Origin of the sequence: Acinetobacter brisouioides (genome assembly GCF_004331075.1) — a bacterium.
GTDB lineage: Bacteria > Pseudomonadota > Gammaproteobacteria > Pseudomonadales > Moraxellaceae > Acinetobacter.
The window spans coordinates 129,733-142,103 of record NZ_SJNX01000003.1; the positions used below are offsets into that span (position 1 = coordinate 129,733).

Below are 12,371 nucleotides of genomic sequence, written 5' to 3' on the forward strand. Positions count from 1 at the left end.
TTATTATGCAACTCTCAGAATTCAACCAACTATCCGAGACACAGGCGCAAGAATTTTTAAAACACTGTGTCCATATTTCCTCTTGGGTAAGAACACTTTCTGAACAACGCCCCTATCCAAGCAAGCACACCCTGATAAATACAGCCGAAATGCAAACTGAAACATGGACATGGTCAGATATTCAAGCGGCGTTAGATGCTCATCCACGGATTGGGGAACAGCAGGCCAAGCAAGCACTGTCAGCACAAGAGCAGGCTTTTTCACAAAAAGAACAGGCTCTCATTTATCAGGATGTCTCCACCACCGATGCCTTGTATGAAGCCAATCTGACCTATGAACAAAAATTTGGCTTTATCTTTTTAATTAAAGCGGTCGGACTGACTCATATGGATATTTTTGAAGCCTTGCAGCAGCGTTTACAAAATGACTTGGACACAGAGAAACAAGTCGTTCATGAGCAGCTTGCGGGGATTGCTCTGCATCGTCTAGAACTGGGAATTGAAAGTGATTAGTACCCATATTTTAGATACGCACTTAGGCAAACCTGCTGCGGCTGTAACCGTGAAGTTATTTGAGGCAGCCAACCATAAATTACTTGGGCAAGGGCAAACCGATGCCGATGGTCGCCTGAAAGATTTTGGCTTAACGGCCATCACTGCAGGCGAATATCAGCTTGAATATGAGATTGCACCGTACTTCGCCGCTAAACAGCTTAAGACCTTTTTCCCCAAAGTCTGTATCCAGTTTTATGTAGAAAAGCCACAAGAGCACTATCATGTGCCTTTACTGATTAGCCCATTTGCCTACTCTACCTATCGAGGGAGTTAAGCACGAAATTGCTGACGACAAGGTATAATTCTGCCAAGTTGCAGGATTATGCCAATCAGACCAAATGGTCAAAACTAATTCATTTTTTGCACTAAATCCAAGCAGGATGCCATGTAAAACCCTAGTTTTTGCCGTGAGTTTTTTCATGGCGTTTTATAGATCAATTATTAAAAAATACATCACATCTCTATATTTCCTCACGCTTTCTCGGCTTTTCTGCCGTTTTTCTCAACGATCTACTGCCAATTGCTCCAATCAATGACTACATCCAACCAAAATTTGTTTAAAATTGGTCAAATTTTTGCATCTTGCTTGTAAACCAGTTTATTTTCGTGGGGACGTCTACAATGAGCAACATTCGCCTTAAAAAAGCGCTTCTATTATGTGGTATCAGCAGCTTATGTTCTTCAGTTTTTGCATTGCCATTATCTAGCGATGACGCTTGTAAAGCGGCGAATGTCAGCGATTTTTCACACATGTTTAGTTGTGGTACGGTTGAAGGCAGTCTTCGTTTAGCGTCATACTCAACACACAATGCCTATTTTAGTAACAGCAGCCAAGACACCACCTCTGCGGGTGGCTATGTAAATTACAAAACCGCACGTTACAATGGCTTCCAGGCAGTTGTCGGGATTGAAGGTCAAAATCGTCTTTCACATGGCTCTCATGATATCTCAGAATTGTCTGATGGCACCTTTGGCATTGGTGAAGCTTACTTAAACTGGACACAAGACAAATTCTCAGTGACAGTGGGTAATCAAAAACTTGACCTACCATTTATGGGTGATTACTCGTTCTATCGTGTTCAACCGTTCTTATATCAGGGCGTTGACATGAAGTACGGTGATGCCGATAACTTCGTTCGTGCTACCTATATCAATAAATACAAAAGCTACGGTGACGACAACTTTGCACACCGTGACCGTTATAACGACGACCCATATTCACTTGCTCAAAAAACACGTCTTGATCACGTCACCAGCTTCGGTCTGGGTAAAAAATTCAACTTGGATGATAAATACTTAAAAACTCAGGCATGGGTCGAAAGTTATGAAGATTCATTCAATTTGTATTATGGCGAAGCCAATCTTGGTTTTAACAAAGTTAAATGGACGCCTGAAGTTAGCGTGCAAGCCGCTTATGCCAATGATATTGGTGATGCACAATTCGGTAAAGTTGACAGCACATCGCTCGGTGCTCAACTAAAATTTAAGCCAACCGACAAATTGACTTGGCGTATTGGCTATGACCATGTATTTAAGAAGAATAATGCTTGGGGATATGGCACATTACCAACACCGTATGCTCATAACACATCTTCTGATCCGTACTTTGCACAGCCATTCTTCACCAGTACTCAAGACTTAGGTCCAGGTAACTTTTACACTACTGAGCTTTCTTCGCCATTTGGTCAAAATGCCTTTGTCGGTAGCCGTGTGACTTATACCGATATTACCAGTACCAAAGCCAATAAAGACATGTATGAAGTAATGTTCTATGGTTTCTATAATTTCACAGGCTCTCTCAAAGGCTTGAGCCTGTCTGAATTTATCGGTTTCCAAAAACAACAAGGTGATGCTAACGCATTCTTGCAAAACCGTTTTGGAATCACTTACAACTTCTAAGTGTCTTGGTGTAACTACCTTTTCGGTGGTAGCACTACCTGATCAAGTTGTTAAAAAAGATGCCTCAAGGCATCTTTTTTTATGGTTTGCTTTTATTGTTTTAAATCAGGCTTAATCCAGTACATTTCCCACGATATTGTGAATAATCCCCTGCATAATGTGCGGCCCTTGTTCTTGACGCAGTTCGCTGTACCACGTTTGTGTGGTTGCTTCATCTTTCATGTGGATCACATCACAGCGCTTGCGAGCACGTAACACCATTTCCTTGGTACGTTCATTCCGTTTTTCTTGATAGCGTGACAAGGCATCTTCAACACCCAAAGTATTGATCTGTAAAGCACGCGCCAAATAAATCGCGTCTTCCATCGCCTGACAACCGCCTTGCCCAATATCAGGAGTGGTACTATGCGCGGCATCGCCCACCAGCACCACACGACCTTTATAAAACTGTAAAAAAGGTTCAATGTCGTGAATTTCCACCCGATTGGTTTTTTGTGGATCCAGTCGCTCTATTAGCGTTTGCACTTGTGGACACCAGTTTTTAAAATATTGTTTTAACTGGCTTTGATACTGGCTGCGGTCATTCTCCAGACCCACAGGTAATGGCACATCCAAAAAGAAATAAAAACGCTGATCCGCCACAGGCATTAAAGAAGCACGCTTCCCCTCACCGACATAAGTTGTCCACTGTTCGGCAGGCGCTAAATCTTCAGAGATGTCCACTAGCCCATTCCAGTTGACATAACCTGCATAACGGCGCTGTACCTGCTCGCCAAGTACGTAAGCACGCGTTAATGAGTGTGTTCCATCCGCGCCAATCAATAACTCGGTTTCAACCTCACTTCCATCGGCAAATTGAATCTTTACTCGCTGTTCTTGTTGTTCTAAAGCCAGCATGCGTGTGCCTAAATGAATGTCTTCGCGACCGAATTCATCCATCAGCATATTTTGTAAGTCAGCACGTGAGACAGGATATGGACGCTGCCCAACTTCCTGAATGAGCGGCTGCAAGCTGAACTGGGTCATGGTTTCCCCTGTCAAACCATCAACATAAGCCAAATTATTCATTTGCCCGCCCAGTTTGGCGATTTTTTCTGATAATCCCAGATAGTTCAGACATTTAACCCCATTTGACCATAACGAAATGGCTGCACCGACGGGAAGAATTTTTTCTGTTTGTTCATAGATGGTTACTTTATGTCCGAACTTTTTTAGTGCAATTCCTGTGGTCAATCCTCCCATACCCGCACCGATAATCACAATTTCCATCTATAGCTCCTTTATATTTATAGCATTTGTTTTATGTTTGATGCCAAAAGCGTGCCATACCCGATATTTTGCGCTGAAGTTGTTCAGTTACCGTAAAAACTGCCACATTTTTGCCAGTCTTCCCTAAATAGACAACGATGCTAGTATAAGTAAAGAACTTCATTTCACTGACTAATAAAATAACACCATACAGGAACCCTACATGGCAACCTTACTCGCCCCTGCTTTTGAACTTCCTACACATCTGACGCATTTAACCAACCTTGCCGATACACGTATTGGTGCCAAAATCATGGACTGTTCCGATGAGTTCTTTGCAGAAGCGAAACGTATGCTCAATGCGGATGCCCCGATTTTTGTCGAAGACAAGTTTGATGATCACGGCAAATGGATGGATGGTTGGGAAACTCGCCGTAAACGTCATGCAGGCTACGACTGGTGTATTGTCAAACTGGGGGTGGCGGGCAAGATTTATGGGTTAGATATCGACACCACGTTCTTTACAGGCAACTATCCTGCCTCGGCTGCACTGGAAGCCTGCTACGCAACCGATGATAATCTTGATCAAGCCGAATGGCATAATCTATTGCCAAACAGTATCTTAGGTTCAAGCCAGCACCACATCTTTGATATTTCCTCGGATCAGGTATTTAGTCATATTCGCCTGAACATTTTTCCAGATGGTGGCGTAGCGCGTTTACGTGTCTATGGTGAAGTGCAAATTCAGCTCAAAGACAGCAACCAAACTCTTGATTTATTGGCGCTGGAAAATGGCGGACGGGTGATTGCCTATAGCGATGCTCACTATGGTCATCCGCGCAATCTCATCAACCCAGGACGTGGCATCAACATGGGTGATGGCTGGGAAACCAAACGCCGCCGTGTCCCTGGGTTTGACTGGTGTGTGCTGGCTTTGGGACAAGCAGGAACGATTGAAAAAATCGAGATTGATACCGCGCACTTTAAAGGTAATTTCCCTGCTCAAGTGTCGATTCAGGCAGTGTATGTGCAAGATGCCACCGATCCGCAACTGATTCCGCAAAGCATGTTCTGGCCATTTTTACTGGAAGCACAAGACATGCAAATGGATCATGTGCATAGCTATATCAATGAGGTCTTGGCACACGAAAAAATCTCGCACATTCGCGTCAATATGATTCCAGATGGTGGCATTAGCCGCATTCGTTTATGGGGTAAAGTCACAGGATGAGCCAACTCAGCATTCAGCTTGAACTATTAACCATCGAAAACTTCGCCGAATTCGGTGAAGTAATCGGCTGTGCAGGGCATGATTTCTTTCATATTAATGAGGCACATACCGAACGCTATCATGCCTTGGTACACACTGAAACCGATGTAACAGGCAAGATCGGCATCAGTATTTTTCGTAATATCAAGACCACAACTTTGCCGTTGCAGATTGATATGCTGGAACGTCATCCAATCGGTTCGCAGGCATTTATTCCGATGCAGGGACAAAAATTCCTGATTGTGGTTGCACCGAATTTAAATGCCGAGCAGCCCCATCTACAGCGTATTCGCGCCTTTATATCAGATGGTACACAAGGGGTGAATTATCGTGCAGGGACATGGCATCACCCACTGCTGACCTTAGAAAGCCCAAGCGACTTTGCTGTGATTGATCGACTCGGTACAGGACACAACTGTGATGTGTTCGAGTTTGCTGAGCCTGTACTGATTCAAGAATAAAACTCTGAACAGGCTGTTTCGGCAGCCTGTTGCTAAATAACTGGAAAACATCAATTCTTTTGCTTTATGATCTTGAAATAACACAACATGACACTAGATCAAACATGGCAAAATTCTTAAATACCAGTGCAACCAATTTCTTCCTTGAAGAACTGATTAAAAATGCCAAAGAGCGTTTAATTCTGATTAGCCCTTATTTACGTTTGAATGATCGTATTAAAGAATTATTGGAAGATAAAAACCGTCTTAAAATCGACATTCGTATTGTCTACGGCAAAAGTGATTTACATCCCGACGAAATTAAATGGATGCAGCGCCTCGACTATATTCGGGTCAGCTTCTGCAAAAATCTGCATGCAAAATGCTATATGAATGAAAATACCTGCATTATCAGTAGCTTGAATTTATATGAATTTAGCCAGATCAATAATAACGAAATGGGGATTCTGATTGAGAAACAGCATGATGCAACTGTGTTTCAAGATGCTTATGAAGAAGCTCAACGGATTATTCGGATCAGCGAAGAAGTCCGTATTTCACTGGATGAAGTTTGTAATCAAACTCAAGAAGCAGAAGCCACAAATCAGGACAATGATGATGCACAGCAGAAACTAACGTCATCCAAACTGGCTGCAAAATACAAGTTAAAAACCCAAGATTTGCTGGATCGCTTTGTGGATAAAGGCTTCCTGATTTTAAATGATCGTGGCAAGCATCAACTGACTGAACAGGGAAAATCTGTAGGCGGTGAATTTAAAACAAACCAGTACGGTGGCTATTTCCTTTGGCAGACCGATATGCCGATTGAATAACATGTTTCTACATTTTCCCTACTTAGTCTTTGCAAAAGCATAAAACTTCTGCAATCTCGATTGGCTATAGTAGAAAACTTGTTTAGTGTTCCAACTTTTGTCCATACCATGATGAAAAAATTGATTTTACTGAGCCTAGCTACCACAACGGCATTTTTAGCAGCCTGTAGCAGTAACCCTTCGGAAAAACAACTGACGATGGCAAACCCTGCCAGTAAGTACTGCCTAGAACAAGGCGGTAAACTGCGCCATCTGAAAGATGCCTTTGGCAATGAATCGTCCAACTGCAAATTACCCAATGGACAAGAGCAAGACGAATGGGATTTGTACCGACAAACCCATTCATAAAAAAGAGGGCAACTGCCCTCTTTTTTATTCGCTCAATTAAACCACCAAATCGGCTAAATTACCTTTTTGCTCCAGCCAGTGCTTCCGATCTGCAGAGCGTTTTTTGGCAAGCAACTTGTCCAGCAAACTTGCCGTGAACTGCACATCATCCAGATCTAACTGCACCAAACGGCGAGTATTGGGATCCATCGTGGTTTCACGCAGCTGACCCGCATTCATTTCCCCCAAACCTTTAAAGCGGGTAATTTGCGGGTTCTTGGTTTTAATCTTGGCTAAGATGCTTTCCAGCTCATTATCATCCAGCGCATAAAATACATCTTTGCCCGCATCGACACGGAACAATGGCGGCATAGCAACAAACAAATGCCCTTCTTCCACTAAGGCAGGAAAGTGCTTCACAAACAAGGCGCACAGCAAAGTTGCAATATGTAAGCCGTCCGAGTCAGCATCGGCAAGAATACAAATTTTGCCATAACGCAGTTCCGATAAATCATCACTGCCAGGATCAACACCAATCGCAATGGCAATATCATGCACTTCTTGCGATGCCAAAACTTCATCGGAAGAGACTTCCCATGTGTTTAGAATTTTTCCACGAATCGGCATAATTGCTTGGAAGTTCTTGTCACGGGCTTGCTTGGCACTGCCCCCCGCAGAATCCCCTTCCACAATAAACAGTTCACTGTCTTCACGCGTCTGCCCAACACAGTCTGCCAGTTTCCCAGGCAGTGCTGGCCCTGCTACGATGCGTTTACGCTCTACTTTTTTGGCTGCTTTTAGACGTCGACCAGCTTTGGCGATTGCCATTTCCGCCAGTTGGGTGGCAGTTTCCGCATTTTGGTTAAACCACAGTGCAAAAGCATCTTTGGCAATATTTTGCACAATGCCCGAAGCTTCACGGCTCGACAGGCGCTCTTTGGTTTGTCCTGAAAATTGTGGTTCTTGCAGCTTGAGTGACAAAATATAGTTCACTCCGTCCCAGACATCTTCTGCTGAGAGTTTCATGTTACGTGGCAACAAATTGCGTAGTTCACAAAACTCGCGCAGCGCATCGGTCACGCCTGCACGTAAACCATTCACATGCGTACCGCCTTGCGCAGTCGGAATCAGGTTGACATAACTTTCCTGAATCTGCTCACCACCTTCGACATTCCAGCAAACTGCAAACTCACAACTGGCACGCTCAGCATCGCCGCGCGATACAAAGGCAGGTTGTGGCAAAATCTCGCGATCTTGCAGTTCATCCATCAAATAGTCGACCAGACCATTTTCAAACTGCCATTCGATTTTTTCGTTATTAATCTTGTCGATATAGCAAATTTTTAAGCCTGCCGCCAAAACGGCTTTGGCTTTCAGGTTATGTTTTAAGGCTTTTAAGGCAAATTTTGGGCTATCAAAATATTTACTGTCTGGCCAAAAGTGTACCAGTGTCCCTGTAGCACGTTTCGGGGCTTTACCTTCAAGCACTTCAAGCGGCGCAACAGGCTCGCCATGCTCAAATGCCATTTGGTATAAGTTACCCTGGCGCTGTACTTCAACCTCAACACGATTTGACAGTGCATTGACCACCGAAATACCAACCCCATGCAATCCCCCAGAAAACTGATAGTTGTCGGTACTGAATTTGCCACCTGCATGCAGTTTGGTCAGAATAATTTCAATACCACTTTGTCCGTATTCAGGGTGAATATCGACAGGCATTCCGCGCCCATTATCCTGAACGGATAAAGAACCATCCTCATAGACCATGACACTAATCTGGTTAGCATGCCCTGCCAAAGCCTCATCCACCGCATTGTCGATTACTTCTTGCGCAAGATGGTTTGGACGCGTGGTATCGGTATACATTCCCGGACGGCGACGTACAGGATCTAGACCAGATAAAACTTCAAGGGATTGAGCCGTATATTGTGACACGTGATTATTTTTCCTTTGTAATCGATAAGGCTAAAAAGGTCAGTAACATGGGAATTTTATCAGCAAAATTTTCCATGGCATGATTCCCCCCCATTTCGGTCATGATCATGCTGGGGGTTTGCGCCTGATTATAATAGCGTTGTGCTTCCCGATAATCCAAGACTTCATCACCTTGTTGCAATAACACCAACAATTTGCTGGCATCTTGAGCAATAGGCACATCCATCGCTGCCAGTTGCTGCAACTGAATGGTATCGAGTGTCCAGTCAGGCGTGACCTGTAGCGGAATCTGCCCATGACCAAACAACCGTATAAACAAGGCATAAGGATGTACTGCAGGGTTGATCAACACCGCAGGACAAGCATACTGCAATGCCAGATGAGTTGCGTAAAATCCTCCCAGACTGCTCCCCACCAGCACTACATTTTCAAGTGCCTGAATATAACCTGCAACCTGTGCCAGCGCTTCCAGTGGCGGCATGTTCAGATCAGGCAAGTGTACACTATAGCTTGGGCAATAGGCTTGGCAGTATCGTTTCAGTTGCTGCCCTTTGACCGAATAAGCATTACTGCGAAAACCATGTAAATAAATAATATTCATACAAATCACCCATCAATTTTGTATTAAATCTACGTCATTCAATGCATGACTCCCCTGTGATGATTTAAACTGGTCTTGTCAGACAAAAGTACGCTCAGCCTACGTAAAAATTGCGTATGGTAAGCGGAGCAAAACCATAAACTATTGCCGTAGTACCAGACAATACTTGGTTAGCACAGTTATAGAGAGATCAAAGACTATGCCAAGTTTAACGCCACTACATGAAACTTATTGTCGCTGGGACGATACGCCACCAAGTCAAGCAGACTTGCTGGAAGGTTTTGCGCAACTACTGACGACACCCAAACAAAACATCTATGGTTTAATGCATGACATTCAGACTGAGCTGTTGTCGAGTATTTTGGGTTTAAGCGAACAACATGTCCAACGTCTGCAACAGACATGTCTGATTAAACAGTTTAACCATACTGTTTACGATGTCATGCAACAATCAGGTCATCGTATTGTTGCACCTTCTTTACGAAAAATTCTGCAACATTACCCACAGCTTCGTCAAAAATCCCTTAGCCCTATCGCACAAGAAGTCCTCTCCGTACTCAACGGTATTGCAGGAGATTATTTCTTGCTCCAGCAAAACCCGCTAGCGCTGCCCATGGTGCTCTATGATCACTATGGTGCGATACAACGAGGCGATGTCGGTGGACGGGTGGTGATTTTTGTGCATGGTTTATGTACGAGTCACCGCTACTGGTCAAATCATCGTTATGAAGGTATTGGCGAACGCCTACTGGCACAGCGTGATTACAACACTATGTTGTATCTCAACTATAATACCGGACGGCGAATTTCTGCCAATGGTCGCAGTTTATCCAATTTGCTTGAAGACCTGATTGAGCGCAATCCACGAATTCAATCCATTGATTTAATTGGACATAGTATGGGCGGTTTGGTCTGCCGTAGCGCGCTATTTTATGGCAAGCAAGAGCAAAAACACTGGTTTCACCGCACCCAAAACTTGGTGTGTATTGGTTCACCACATCATGGCGCAGCATTGGAACGCTTTGGCTTTCGTTTACAAGAAAGTCTAGGGCGTTTTCCTCTGGTTAAAATTGCCCGCCGTGTCGTGAATCTGCGCAGTAATGGCATTTTAGATTTGCGCTACGGCAGCGTGCGCGATGATGACTGGGAACACATGCCTGCCCGTATCGGTTCCATGAATGACAGTCGCAAACCTGCACCACTCCCCTCACATATCAACACCTTTTTTATTGCAGGCACCATGGAGTTTAAAAAAATAAAAACCAAAACCATGGCTGTGATTGGCGATTATCTGGTGAGTGTAAAAAGTGCGCTAGGCGAACACCCAAATCCGCGCTTTAACCTAAATGTACCAGACTCGCACAAGGCCGTATTTTATGGCTTAAACCATTTTAACATTCAGTATCATTCGAGTGTTGCCGAGCAGATTACCCGCTGGCTATATCCAAATCCTGAGTTGCCTGAGCAAAACTTCTTGCATCGTCATGTGGTGGATTTGGGGATTTATGAACTCGATACCTTACTTGAAATGCAAAGTGAAGATTAGACTGAACGCACCTGACTTGGCGCATTTTTCTTTTGCGCCAGTGCAATCCCGCACAAAATCATCACACCACCCAATGTATGATACATCGTCCACTGTTCATGCAACCAGATCAACGCAATAATCGCAGTAAACACAGGCATCAGATTCATAAAAATACTGGTGCGATTCGGCCCTAAATGCTGCACGGCCAGCATCCATAAAATTGGGGCACATAGTGATGGAAAAATTCCTGCATACAGCACGCTCAAAGCATTTTGACTGTTCAAGGTATCCAATCCCAAATAAACAATAAACGGCAGATGAAACAGCAAAGCAAAGGCAATCTGGATATACACACTGACCATGAGTGGCAGATTTAAATGCCATTTCTTTAAAAATACACCATAAAATGCATAGAAAAATACGGCAACCACCATCAGCGCATCGCCAAAATGATGTCCTGTAGTCAGTAAGGCTGCAAAATTGCCTTGTCCAATCACATATAACAACCCAAAAAATGACAATGTACTGCCAATCAAGGCAAAGCGGTTGGGCGTATCTCGAAGCAGCAACATTGACACAAAAATAGTGAACACGGGAATAAAGGCATTAATAATGCCCATATTGGTCGCCGAGGTGTAATGCGATGCGGTATAGGCAATCCCCTGATACAGCACCATGCCAAATGCCCCCAAAACCGCCAGTTGACCAATATGCTGACGGATCTGTTGGCGTGCCTGCCACACCCGATGCAGCATAAATGGTGTGAGCAATACAAAAGCAATCAGCCAGCGGTAAAAGCTGATACTGACAGGTGAAATGAAGTCAGAAACATAACGGGTCACGACAATATTCAATGACCAGATCAGCACGGCTAATAAAGGCAAAGCCAATGCCCACCACGGTGTTTTCTGATGCTGTTGCATAGCATTCTCTTGATCATGGATTCAAAGGGATATTGTGACCATCGGCGGATTAAATTGAAATCCTGAAAATCCGACATGAATATGGTAAAGACGACACCTGAACCTAAAACAAATCCCAAACCCGCATGGCATGTTCAATCACTTTATGCAGTTGTTCCTGTGTTGCACCATCACGTGCTTGTAAGGTTAACCCCTGAATCACCGTAGTATAAAAATCAGTCATTTCTTCAATCGGTGTGGTTGGTGCCAAATCGCCATCAACTATGCCCTGCTGCAAACGCTGCAACAGTTTTTGTTTTTCTTTTAAACGTTTTTCCAGAACTTTTTGCTGTACATCATGCGTCTGTTCGGAGCAGTTGACTGCGGCAACAATCAGCATACAGCCCGCAGGCTTATTGGGCTGGAGTAAGCGTTGAATATGGTTATACAGATAAATTTCAAATGCGACTTTTGCTGTTTTCGCCTGCTCAAAAATCGGAATGATCGGACAGGCTTCATGCTCCAAATAATAGTCAATACAACGATAAAACAATGAAGCTTTATCCCCAAAACAGCTATATAAACTTGGTGCGGTAATTTGTAAAGCATGGGTTAAATCATTGATTGATGTTGCTTCATAACCATGTTCCCAAAACAGCAGCATGGCTTTTTCCAAAGCCTGTTGTTCATCAAAACACTTTGGGCGCCCACGCTTCTTTTTCATTGGCATATCTGCCTGTTGCACTGCCAAATCTGTTGTGGGTTTTGTCATACAGGGACAACCATTTTTATAGCAATCGCTAATAAATTAATTGACGAGCGCTTTTTATT

13 protein-coding genes are annotated in these 12,371 nt (G+C 43.8%); 8 read left to right on the plus strand and 5 right to left on the minus strand.

Features of this window, described 5'->3' with window-relative positions; all coding sequences use genetic code 11:
• Positions 1–5 precede the first annotated feature (5 nt).
• From uraD to E0H77_RS05610, 3 genes are all read left to right on the plus strand, one after another.
• The gene (uraD, locus tag E0H77_RS05600) at positions 6–512 is read left to right on the plus strand and encodes a 2-oxo-4-hydroxy-4-carboxy-5-ureidoimidazoline decarboxylase (RefSeq protein WP_131375690.1); all 507 of its coding nucleotides are present in this window, start codon (positions 6–8) and stop codon (positions 510–512) included.
• Positions 505–828, plus strand: a complete 324-nt coding sequence (gene uraH, locus E0H77_RS05605; RefSeq protein ID WP_131375691.1) for a hydroxyisourate hydrolase — start codon at positions 505–507, stop codon at positions 826–828. Before uraD ends, uraH begins: the two co-directional genes overlap by 8 nt.
• Before the next feature lie 347 nt (positions 829–1,175).
• The gene (locus tag E0H77_RS05610; protein WP_131375692.1) at positions 1,176–2,453 is read left to right on the plus strand and encodes a hypothetical protein; all 1,278 of its coding nucleotides are present in this window, start codon (positions 1,176–1,178) and stop codon (positions 2,451–2,453) included.
• 111 nt (positions 2,454–2,564) lie between these two features.
• Here the strand turns inward: E0H77_RS05610 and hpxO are convergent, their stop codons facing one another.
• Entirely contained in the window at positions 2,565–3,722 is a 1,158-nt protein-coding gene (hpxO, locus tag E0H77_RS05615; RefSeq protein ID WP_131375693.1) for an FAD-dependent urate hydroxylase HpxO, read from the minus strand.
• A gap of 202 nt (positions 3,723–3,924) precedes the next feature.
• Here hpxO and alc point away from each other — a divergent pair, with 202 nt between their 5' ends.
• The 4 genes from alc (at position 3,925) to E0H77_RS05635 (ending at position 6,592) form a co-directional block, all read left to right on the plus strand.
• The gene (gene alc / locus E0H77_RS05620; protein ID WP_131375694.1) at positions 3,925–4,932 is read left to right on the plus strand and encodes an allantoicase; all 1,008 of its coding nucleotides are present in this window, start codon (positions 3,925–3,927) and stop codon (positions 4,930–4,932) included.
• Positions 4,929–5,432 carry an ureidoglycolate lyase gene (locus E0H77_RS05625; protein ID WP_131375695.1) on the plus strand — a complete coding sequence of 168 codons (504 nt, stop codon included), beginning with the start codon at positions 4,929–4,931 and terminating at the stop codon, positions 5,430–5,432. The genes alc and E0H77_RS05625 overlap by 4 nt, the downstream gene beginning before the upstream one ends.
• 104 nt (positions 5,433–5,536) lie before the next feature.
• Positions 5,537–6,244 carry a phospholipase D family protein gene (locus tag E0H77_RS05630; RefSeq protein ID WP_131375696.1) on the plus strand — a complete coding sequence of 236 codons (708 nt, stop codon included), beginning with the start codon at positions 5,537–5,539 and terminating at the stop codon, positions 6,242–6,244.
• A gap of 60 nt (positions 6,245–6,304) precedes the next feature.
• On the plus strand, positions 6,305–6,592 hold the full coding sequence (locus tag E0H77_RS05635) for a putative hemolysin (protein WP_228258297.1): 288 nt from the start codon (positions 6,305–6,307) through the stop codon (positions 6,590–6,592).
• A gap of 36 nt (positions 6,593–6,628) precedes the next feature.
• Here the strand turns inward: E0H77_RS05635 and parE are convergent, their stop codons facing one another.
• Both parE and E0H77_RS05645 read right to left on the minus strand, forming a co-directional pair.
• Positions 6,629–8,509: a DNA topoisomerase IV subunit B gene (gene parE / locus E0H77_RS05640; RefSeq protein WP_131375697.1), complete on the minus strand. Its 1,881-nt coding sequence runs from the start codon at positions 8,507–8,509 to the stop codon at positions 6,629–6,631.
• A gap of 4 nt (positions 8,510–8,513) precedes the next feature.
• Positions 8,514–9,110 carry a YqiA/YcfP family alpha/beta fold hydrolase gene (locus tag E0H77_RS05645; protein WP_131375699.1) on the minus strand — a complete coding sequence of 199 codons (597 nt, stop codon included), beginning with the start codon at positions 9,108–9,110 and terminating at the stop codon, positions 8,514–8,516.
• 199 nt (positions 9,111–9,309) lie between these two features.
• Here E0H77_RS05645 and E0H77_RS05650 point away from each other — a divergent pair, with 199 nt between their 5' ends.
• Positions 9,310–10,656: an alpha/beta fold hydrolase gene (locus tag E0H77_RS05650; protein WP_131375701.1), complete on the plus strand. Its 1,347-nt coding sequence runs from the start codon at positions 9,310–9,312 to the stop codon at positions 10,654–10,656.
• Here E0H77_RS05650 and E0H77_RS05655 read toward each other — a convergent pair.
• Together E0H77_RS05655 and E0H77_RS05660 are read right to left on the minus strand one after the other, a co-directional pair.
• Positions 10,653–11,561, minus strand: a complete 909-nt coding sequence (locus E0H77_RS05655) for a DMT family transporter (RefSeq protein WP_131375703.1) — start codon at positions 11,559–11,561, stop codon at positions 10,653–10,655. The genes E0H77_RS05650 and E0H77_RS05655 overlap by 4 nt on opposite strands.
• A gap of 103 nt (positions 11,562–11,664) precedes the next feature.
• Positions 11,665–12,312 carry a TetR/AcrR family transcriptional regulator gene (locus E0H77_RS05660; RefSeq protein ID WP_131375705.1) on the minus strand — a complete coding sequence of 216 codons (648 nt, stop codon included), beginning with the start codon at positions 12,310–12,312 and terminating at the stop codon, positions 11,665–11,667.
• Positions 12,313–12,371: the final 59 nt, after the last annotated feature.